The 3,827-nt window shown below is 70.2% G+C and carries 3 protein-coding genes; 1 reads left to right on the top strand and 2 read right to left on the bottom strand.

All coding sequences use genetic code 11. The features are described from left to right. Positions 1-142: 142 nt before the first annotated feature. Both ACFXAZ_RS34335 and rpsO read right to left on the bottom strand, forming a co-directional pair. Positions 143-2,383, bottom strand: coding sequence for a polyribonucleotide nucleotidyltransferase (locus ACFXAZ_RS34335; protein ID WP_384599240.1), 2,241 nt, complete (start codon positions 2,381-2,383; stop codon positions 143-145). A 450-nt stretch (positions 2,384-2,833) separates the two neighbouring features. Continuing rightward, the gene (gene rpsO, locus ACFXAZ_RS34330; protein WP_384599237.1) at positions 2,834-3,121 is read right to left on the bottom strand and encodes a 30S ribosomal protein S15; all 288 of its coding nucleotides are present in this window, start codon (positions 3,119-3,121) and stop codon (positions 2,834-2,836) included. Positions 3,122-3,385: 264 nt separating this feature from the next. On the opposite strand from rpsO, the gene ACFXAZ_RS34325 reads away from it, so the two are divergent. Further along, on the top strand, positions 3,386-3,682 hold the full coding sequence (locus tag ACFXAZ_RS34325) for a DUF397 domain-containing protein (protein ID WP_382690101.1): 297 nt from the start codon (positions 3,386-3,388) through the stop codon (positions 3,680-3,682). Positions 3,683-3,827 lie beyond the last annotated feature (145 nt).

Below are 3,827 nucleotides of genomic sequence, written 5' to 3'. Positions count from 1 at the left end.
GGGGGCTGGGTTGTTCTCCCCCCCCCCCCGCCCCCCGCCCCGGGCCCGCGCCCGCGGGCCCCGTGTGGGGGGGGGGGGGCCCGCGCCCCCCCCCGCCCCCGGGGGGGGGGGCGGGCCGTCGCCTGGGAACCAGGGGAAGCCGTCACTGGTCGCCTGCGGCGGAGGCGCTGTCGGACGCGGCGTCCTTCTTGTCGGCGCTGTCCTCGCCCTCGATCACGGGGATCAGGGAGAGCTTGCCGCGCGAGTCGATCTCGGCGATCTCGACCTGGACCTTCTGGCCCACACCGAGGACGTCCTCGACGTTCTCCACGCGCTTGCCGCCGGCCAGCTTGCGGATCTGGGAGATGTGCAGCAGGCCGTCCTTGCCCGGGAGCAGGGAGACGAAGGCACCGAAGGTGGTGGTCTTCACGACCGTACCGAGGTAGCGCTCGCCGACCTCCGGCATCGTCGGGTTGGCGATGCTGTTGATCGTGGAGCGGGCGGCCTCGGCGGAGGGGCCGTCGGCGGCACCGATGTAGATGGTGCCGTCGTCCTCGATGGTGATCTCGGCGCCGGTGTCCTCCTGGATCTGGTTGATCATCTTGCCCTTGGGGCCGATGACCTCACCGATCTTGTCGACCGGGATCTTCACGGTGATGATCCGCGGCGCGTTGGGGGACATCTCGTCGGGCCGGTCGATGGCCTCCATCATCACGTCGAGGATGTGGAGCCGGGCGTCGCGCGCCTGCTTGAGGGCGGCGGCGAGCACGGAGGCCGGAATGCCGTCGAGCTTGGTGTCGAGCTGGAGGGCGGTGACGAACTCCTTGGTGCCGGCGACCTTGAAGTCCATGTCGCCGAAGGCGTCCTCCGCACCGAGGATGTCGGTGAGGGTGACGTAGTGGGTCTCGCCGTCGATCTCCTGGGAGATCAGGCCCATGGCGATGCCGGCGACCGGGGCCTTGAGCGGCACACCGGCGTTCAGCAGCGACATGGTGGAGGCGCAGACGGAGCCCATGGACGTCGAGCCGTTGGAGCTGAGCGCCTCGGAGACCTGGCGGATCGCGTAGGGGAACTCCTCGCGCGTCGGCAGGACCGGCACGAGGGCGCGCTCGGCGAGGGCGCCGTGGCCGATCTCGCGGCGCTTGGGGGAGCCGACGCGGCCGGTCTCGCCGGTGGAGTACGGCGGGAAGTTGTAGTTGTGCATGTAGCGCTTGCGGGTCACCGGGGAGAGGGTGTCCAGCTGCTGCTCCATGCGGAGCATGTTGAGGGTGGTGACGCCCAGGATCTGGGTCTCGCCCCGCTCGAACACCGCGGAGCCGTGCACGCGCGGGATGGCCTCGACCTCGGCGGCCAGGGTGCGGATGTCGGTGACACCGCGGCCGTCGATGCGCTTCTTCTCCTTGATCACGCGCTCGCGCACCAGCTGCTTGGTGAGCGCGCGGTACGCGGCGGAGATCTCCTTCTCGCGGCCTTCGAACTCCGGCAGGAGCTTCTCGGCGGCGAGCGTCTTGACGCGGTCCAGCTCGGCCTCGCGCTCCTGCTTGCCGGCGATGGTCAGCGCGGAGGCCAGCTCCGGGCGGACGGCGCCGGACAGGGCGTCGAGGATGTCGTCCTGGAAGTCCAGGAAGACCGGGAACTCGCCGGTCGGCTTGGCGGCCTTCGCGGCGAGGTCGGCCTGGGCCTTGCACAGGACCTTGATGAACGGCTTGGCGGCGTCCAGACCGGCGGCGACGATCTCCTCGGTCGGTGCCTCGGCGCCGCCCTCGACCAGCTTGATGGTCTTGTCGGTGGCCTCGGCCTCGACCATCATGATCGCGACGTCGCCGTCCTCCAGGGCGCGGCCCGCGACGACCATGTCGAAGACGGCGTCCTCCAGCTCGCTGTGGGTCGGGAACGCCACCCACTGGCCGCGGATCAGCGCGACGCGGACGCCGCCGATCGGGCCGGAGAAGGGCAGACCGGCCAGCTGGGTGGACGCGGAGGCGGCGTTGATCGCCACGACGTCGTACAGGTGGTCGGGGTTGAGCGCCATGATGGTGGCGACGACCTGGATCTCGTTGCGGAGGCCCTTCTTGAAGGACGGGCGCAGCGGGCGGTCGATGAGGCGGCAGGTGAGGATCGCGTCCTCGGAGGGCCGGCCCTCACGGCGGAAGAAGGAGCCGGGGATCTTCCCGGCGGCGTACATCCGCTCCTCGACGTCGACGGTCAGCGGGAAGAAGTCCAGCTGGTCCTTGGGGTTCTTGGAGGCGGTGGTGGCCGACAGCACCATGGTGTCGTCGTCCAGGTACGCCACGGCGGAACCGGCGGCCTGCTTGGCCAGCCGGCCCGTCTCGAAGCGGATGGTGCGGGTGCCGAATACGCCGTTGTCGATCACGGCTTCGGCGTAGTGGGTCTCGTTCTCCACTAGCGTTTTCTCCGATACTTGTCGTCTTTCGTCCCTCCACGCCCGTGTGGCAGGGGGACGGCTGCGGAGAAGCGCTCCGTCTGGTGCGGGCCGGTCTTCGATCGAAGCACCCGGGGTTGTCGCCCCCGGGGGCCACTACCGAGGACCGGCGGCGGCGAGGCGCGCTTCTCCTCGTTCGTTTGTCTCGTCGTCATGCGTCCCGTGGTGTCGCCCACCCGGGCGGGTGGGGGACATCACGCTGTGTTCGTACGTGGTACTTCGTCCGACGTGCTCGGTACTGCTACACGTTGTGCTAACACACTACAAAGCGGCAGTGACAACGCGCACGTTTCCGTACGGACGGTGAAGCTCCGGTACGGACGGTAAGGCTTCCGCGGGGGTCGCGAAACCGTACGTACGGCAAAAGGGAGCGGCTCCCCGGTCCCGGGAACCGCTCCCTTCTGCGGCGTCTTACTTGGCGCCCGCCGCACCGCGGCGGATGCCGAGGCGGTCGACGAGCGTACGGAAACGGGCGATGTCCTTCTTCGCCAGGTACTGAAGCAGGCGACGGCGCTGACCGACCAGGATCAGCAGACCCCGGCGGGAGTGGTGGTCGTGCTTGTGGGTCTTGAGGTGCTCGGTCAGGTCCGAGATCCGCCGGGACAGCATCGCGACCTGTACCTCGGGGGAGCCGGTGTCGCCCTCCTTGGTACCGAACTCGGTCATGATCTGCTTCTTCGTAGCGGCGTCGAGCGACACGCGTACTCCTCGTGGTCTGTGAAAGGCCACCGAGTGCCCCCGGTCTCTTTCTCGGGGAAGCTTCCACAACTCGGGTGGCGGGGTCCGCTGGGCGCGACCTCCGGAGCGCGGGCTCCGGGGATGCGTACACACACGGCCATCAGCCAGGGTACCAGCAGGCGGCGACGCCCCCGACCGCCGTGGCCGAACCCCGCCGACGCCTCCCGTACGCCCACTAGGGTGAGCCGTGGGAATGTCCGCACGTCGGGAAGGGGTCGCTTCGCCATGGCGGAGGAAGTGCACGAGGACGTCAAGGCGCGCAAGGAGCGGGAGCGGGACGAGCTGTACGCGCTCGACATCTCCGGCGTGGAGTGGCACAGCGCGCCGGGCACCGAGCAGGACGAGGAGCGCGTCGAGATCGCCTATCTGCCGGACGGCGCCGTCGCGATGCGGTCCTCGCTGGATCCCGGCACGGTACTGCGCTACACCGAGGCGGAGTGGCGGGCGTTCGTGCTGGGCGCGCGCGACGGGGAGTTCGATGTGACGCCGGCGCCGCACAATGGGGGGCTCGCGCAGGAGTAGGCGCTCATGGAGACGATCCCGGAGGGGGGGGGGCCCCGCGCCGGGCCCCCCCCCCCCGGGGTTTGGGGGCCCCCGCCCGGGGGGGGCCCGGGGGGGGGGGCGCTGTGGAACCCCCCGGGGGGCCCCCCCCCACAGTACAACCCCC

This window comes from Streptomyces sp. NPDC059477 (assembly GCF_042749375.1).
Classification (GTDB): domain Bacteria; phylum Actinomycetota; class Actinomycetes; order Streptomycetales; family Streptomycetaceae; genus Streptomyces.
The sequence above is the reverse complement of the archived record's forward strand: the minus strand, read 5'-3'. Positions and strand labels throughout refer to the sequence as shown.